This window comes from Kitasatospora papulosa (assembly GCF_000717245.1).
Lineage (GTDB): Bacteria > Actinomycetota > Actinomycetes > Streptomycetales > Streptomycetaceae > Streptomyces > Streptomyces papulosus.
On the sequence record NZ_JNYQ01000042.1, the window covers coordinates 1 to 4,638 of the forward strand.

Here is a 4,638-nt window from a genome sequence, read left to right on the forward strand (position 1 = left end):
TGATGGCGGAAGTTGTCATCTCTGGCTTGGACGGGGCGTACCGCCTGCCGTTAACCGTCGCCGCTGAAAGGGGGATGTATGGCCATAAAAGGTCTTGAGCAGGCCGTTGAAAACCTCAGCCGTATCAGCAAAACGGCGGTGCCTGGTGCCGCCGCAATGGCCATTAACCGCGTTGCTTCATCCGCGATATCGCAGTCGGCGTCACAGGTTGCCCGTGAGACAAAGGTACGCCGGAAACTGGTAAAGGAAAGGGCCAGGCTGAAAAGGGCCACGGTCAAAAATCCGCAGGCCAGAATCAAAGTTAACCGGGGGGATTTGCCCGTAATCAAGCTGGGTAATGCGCGGGTTGTCCTTTCGCGCCGCAGGCGTCGTAAAAAGGGGCAGCGTTCATCCCTGAAAGGTGGCGGCAGCGTGCTTGTGGTGGGTAACCGTCGTATTCCCGGCGCGTTTATTCAGCAACTGAAAAATGGCCGGTGGCATGTCATGCAGCGTGTGGCTGGGAAAAACCGTTACCCCATTGATGTGGTGAAAATCCCGATGGCGGTGCCGCTGACCACGGCGTTTAAACAAAATATTGAGCGGATACGGCGTGAACGTCTTCCGAAAGAGCTGGGCTATGCGCTGCAGCATCAACTGAGGATGGTAATAAAGCGATGAAACATACTGAACTCCGTGCAGCCGTACTGGATGCACTGGAGAAGCATGACACCGGGGCGACGTTTTTTGATGGTCGCCCCGCTGTTTTTGATGAGGCGGATTTTCCGGCAGTTGCCGTTTATCTCACCGGCGCTGAATACACGGGCGAAGAGCTGGACAGCGATACCTGGCAGGCGGAGCTGCATATCGAAGTTTTCCTGCCTGCTCAGGTGCCGGATTCAGAGCTGGATGCGTGGATGGAGTCCCGGATTTATCCGGTGATGAGCGATATCCCGGCACTGTCAGATTTGATCACCAGTATGGTGGCCAGCGGCTATGACTACCGGCGCGACGATGATGCGGGCTTGTGGAGTTCAGCCGATCTGACTTATGTCATTACCTATGAAATGTGAGGACGCTATGCCTGTACCAAATCCTACAATGCCGGTGAAAGGTGCCGGGACCACCCTGTGGGTTTATAAGGGGAGCGGTGACCCTTACGCGAATCCGCTTTCAGACGTTGACTGGTCGCGTCTGGCAAAAGTTAAAGACCTGACGCCCGGCGAACTGACCGCTGAGTCCTATGACGACAGCTATCTCGATGATGAAGATGCAGACTGGACTGCGACCGGGCAGGGGCAGAAATCTGCCGGAGATACCAGCTTCACGCTGGCGTGGATGCCCGGAGAGCAGGGGCAGCAGGCGCTGCTGGCGTGGTTTAATGAAGGCGATACCCGTGCCTATAAAATCCGCTTCCCGAACGGCACGGTCGATGTGTTCCGTGGCTGGGTCAGCAGTATCGGTAAGGCGGTGACGGCGAAGGAAGTGATCACCCGCACGGTGAAAGTCACCAATGTGGGACGTCCGTCGATGGCAGAAGATCGCAGCACGGTAACAGCGGCAACCGGCATGACCGTGACGCCTGCCAGCACCTCGGTGGTGAAAGGGCAGAGCACCACGCTGACCGTGGCCTTCCAGCCGGAGGGCGTAACCGACAAGAGCTTTCGTGCGGTGTCTGCGGATAAAACAAAAGCCACCGTGTCGGTCAGTGGTATGACCATCACCGTGAACGGCGTTGCTGCAGGCAAGGTCAACATTCCGGTTGTATCCGGTAATGGTGAGTTTGCTGCGGTTGCAGAAATTACCGTCACCGCCAGTTAATCCGGAGAGTCAGCGATGTTCCTGAAAACCGAATCATTTGAACATAACGGTGTGACCGTCACGCTTTCTGAACTGTCAGCCCTGCAGCGCATTGAGCATCTCGCCCTGATGAAACGGCAGGCAGAACAGGCGGAGTCAGACAGCAACCGGAAGTTTACTGTGGAAGACGCCATCAGAACCGGCGCGTTTCTGGTGGCGATGTCCCTGTGGCATAACCATCCGCAGAAGACGCAGATGCCGTCCATGAATGAAGCCGTTAAACAGATTGAGCAGGAAGTGCTTACCACCTGGCCCACGGAGGCAATTTCTCATGCTGAAAACGTGGTGTACCGGCTGTCTGGTATGTATGAGTTTGTGGTGAATAATGCCCCTGAACAGACAGAGGACGCCGGGCCCGCAGAGCCTGTTTCTGCGGGAAAGTGTTCGACGGTGAGCTGAGTTTTGCCCTGAAACTGGCGCGTGAGATGGGGCGACCCGACTGGCGTGCCATGCTTGCCGGGATGTCATCCACGGAGTATGCCGACTGGCACCGCTTTTACAGTACCCATTATTTTCATGATGTTCTGCTGGATATGCACTTTTCCGGGCTGACGTACACCGTGCTCAGCCTGTTTTTCAGCGATCCGGATATGCATCCGCTGGATTTCAGTCTGCTGAACCGGCGCGAGGCTGACGAAGAGCCTGAAGATGATGTGCTGATGCAGAAAGCGGCAGGGCTTGCCGGAGGTGTCCGCTTTGGCCCGGACGGGAATGAAGTTATCCCCGCTTCCCCGGATGTGGCGGACATGACGGAGGATGACGTAATGCTGATGACAGTATCAGAAGGGATCGCAGGAGGAGTCCGGTATGGCTGAACCGGTAGGCGATCTGGTCGTTGATTTGAGTCTGGATGCGGCCAGATTTGACGAGCAGATGGCCAGAGTCAGGCGTCATTTTTCTGGTACGGAAAGTGATGCGAAAAAAACAGCGGCAGTCGTTGAACAGTCGCTGAGCCGACAGGCGCTGGCTGCACAGAAAGCGGGGATTTCCGTCGGGCAGTATAAAGCCGCCATGCGTATGCTGCCTGCACAGTTCACCGACGTGGCCACGCAGCTTGCAGGCGGGCAAAGTCCGTGGCTGATCCTGCTGCAACAGGGGGGGCAGGTGAAGGACTCCTTCGGCGGGATGATCCCCATGTTCAGGGGGCTTGCCGGTGCGATCACCCTGCCGATGGTGGGGGCCACCTCGCTGGCGGTGGCGACCGGTGCGCTGGCGTATGCCTGGTATCAGGGCAACTCAACCCTGTCCGATTTCAACAAAACGCTGGTCCTTTCCGGCAATCAGGCGGGACTGACGGCAGATCGTATGCTGGTCCTGTCCAGAGCCGGGCAGGCGGCAGGGCTGACGTTTAACCAGACCAGCGAGTCACTCAGCGCACTGGTTAAGGCGGGGGTAAGCGGTGAGGCTCAGATTGCGTCCATCAGCCAGAGTGTGGCGCGTTTCTCCTCTGCATCCGGCGTGGAGGTGGACAAGGTCGCTGAAGCCTTCGGGAAGCTGACCACAGACCCGACGTCGGGGCTGACGGCGATGGCTCGCCAGTTCCATAACGTGTCGGCGGAGCAGATTGCGTATGTTGCTCAGTTGCAGCGTTCCGGCGATGAAGCCGGGGCATTGCAGGCGGCGAACGAGGCCGCAACGAAAGGGTTTGATGACCAGACCCGCCGCCTGAAAGAGAACATGGGCACGCTGGAGACCTGGGCAGACAGGACTGCGCGGGCATTCAAATCCATGTGGGATGCGGTGCTGGATATTGGTCGTCCTGATACCGCGCAGGAGATGCTGATTAAGGCAGAGGCTGCGTATAAGAAAGCAGACGACATCTGGAATCTGCGCAAGGATGATTATTTTGTTAACGATGAAGCGCGGGCGCGTTACTGGGATGATCGTGAAAAGGCCCGTCTTGCGCTTGAAGCCGCCCGAAAGAAGGCTGAGCAGCAGACTCAACAGGACAAAAATGCGCAGCAGCAGAGCGATACCGAAGCGTCACGGCTGAAATATACCGAAGAGGCGCAGAAGGCTTACGAACGGCTGCAGACGCCGCTGGAGAAATATACCGCCCGTCAGGAAGAACTGAACAAGGCACTGAAAGACGGGAAAATCCTGCAGGCGGATTACAACACGCTGATGGCGGCGGCGAAAAAGGATTATGAAGCGACGCTGAAAAAGCCGAAACAGTCCAGCGTGAAGGTGTCTGCGGGCGATCGTCAGGAAGACAGTGCTCATGCTGCCCTGCTGACGCTTCAGGCAGAACTCCGGACGCTGGAGAAGCATGCCGGAGCAAATGAGAAAATCAGCCAGCAGCGCCGGGATTTGTGGAAGGCGGAGAGTCAGTTCGCGGTACTGGAGGAGGCGGCGCAACGTCGCCAGCTGTCTGCACAGGAGAAATCCCTGCTGGCGCATAAAGATGAGACGCTGGAGTACAAACGCCAGCTGGCTGCACTTGGCGACAAGGTTACGTATCAGGAGCGCCTGAACGCGCTGGCGCAGCAGGCGGATAAATTCGCACAGCAGCAACGGGCAAAACGGGCCGCCATTGATGCGAAAAGCCGGGGGCTGACTGACCGGCAGGCAGAACGGGAAGCCACGGAACAGCGCCTGAAGGAACAGTATGGCGATAATCCGCTGGCGCTGAATAACGTCATGTCAGAGCAGAAAAAGACCTGGGCGGCTGAAGACCAGCTTCGCGGGAACTGGATGGCAGGCCTGAAGTCCGGCTGGAGTGAGTGGGAAGAGAGCGCCACGGACAGTATGTCGCAGGTAAAAAGTGCAGCCACGCAGACCTTTGATGGTATTGCACAGAAT

General features: G+C 57.4%; 6 protein-coding genes. All 6 read left to right on the top strand.

Features of this window, described 5'->3' with window-relative positions; genetic code table 11:
- Nucleotides 1-78: 78 nt before the first annotated feature.
- On the top strand, nt 79-657 hold the full coding sequence (locus tag IA22_RS36015; protein ID WP_000975070.1) for a phage tail protein: 579 nt from the start codon (nt 79-81) through the stop codon (nt 655-657).
- Nucleotides 654-1,049 (top strand): phage minor tail U family protein, encoded by a 396-nt coding sequence (locus IA22_RS0133490; RefSeq protein WP_000683105.1) that lies wholly within the window; start codon nt 654-656, stop codon nt 1,047-1,049. The genes IA22_RS36015 and IA22_RS0133490 overlap by 4 nt, the downstream gene beginning before the upstream one ends.
- Before the next feature lie 28 nt (nt 1,050-1,077).
- Nucleotides 1,078-1,797, top strand: a complete 720-nt coding sequence (locus tag IA22_RS36020; protein WP_001297108.1) for a phage tail protein — start codon at nt 1,078-1,080, stop codon at nt 1,795-1,797.
- Nucleotides 1,798-1,812: 15 nt separating this feature from the next.
- Nucleotides 1,813-2,235, top strand: a complete 423-nt coding sequence (gene gpG, locus IA22_RS36025) for a phage tail assembly chaperone G (RefSeq protein ID WP_000479153.1) — start codon at nt 1,813-1,815, stop codon at nt 2,233-2,235.
- Nucleotides 2,217-2,651, top strand: coding sequence for a phage tail assembly protein T (locus IA22_RS0133500; RefSeq protein ID WP_000459457.1), 435 nt, complete (start codon nt 2,217-2,219; stop codon nt 2,649-2,651). The genes gpG and IA22_RS0133500 overlap by 19 nt, the downstream gene beginning before the upstream one ends.
- Nucleotides 2,644-4,638 (top strand): phage tail tape measure protein (locus IA22_RS0133505; protein WP_038273402.1); only part of this gene is annotated, 1,995 nt, incomplete at its 3' end. The genes IA22_RS0133500 and IA22_RS0133505, both read left to right, overlap by 8 nt.